This window comes from Desulfocurvus sp. DL1XJH-121 (genome assembly GCF_054819825.1).
Genome location: NZ_JBTVWW010000076.1, coordinates 1 through 281 on the forward strand (window position 1 = coordinate 1; position 281 = coordinate 281).

Genomic DNA, 281 nt, shown 5'->3' on the forward strand with positions numbered 1-281 from the left:
GCTCGTCGTCCCACCGGTGCTGGTGTTGGTCGTGCTCGGGGTGCTGATCCCGCCGGCCCGGTTCTGGCTGGTGGTGCCGGCCGTGCTGATCGCCGTGGTCGGGCTGCCCGCGGTGCTGGCGCTGCCCCGCTGGTGGTTCCGGGTGCACCGGTGGGAGGTCACCGACACCGCCGTCTACACCCGCACCGGCTGGTTCTGGCAGGAGTGGCGGGTCGCCCCGCTGTCGCGGATCCAGACCGTCGACACCCGCCGCGGGCCGCTGGAGCAGCGGTTCGGGCTGG

The 281-nt window shown here is 74.4% G+C and carries 1 protein-coding gene; it reads left to right on the forward strand.

Features of this window, described 5'->3' with window-relative positions:
- Positions 1 to 281, forward strand: a 281-nt coding sequence (locus tag ACYYG1_RS17370) for a PH domain-containing protein (RefSeq protein ID WP_461211595.1), incomplete at both ends; no start/stop codon positions are given.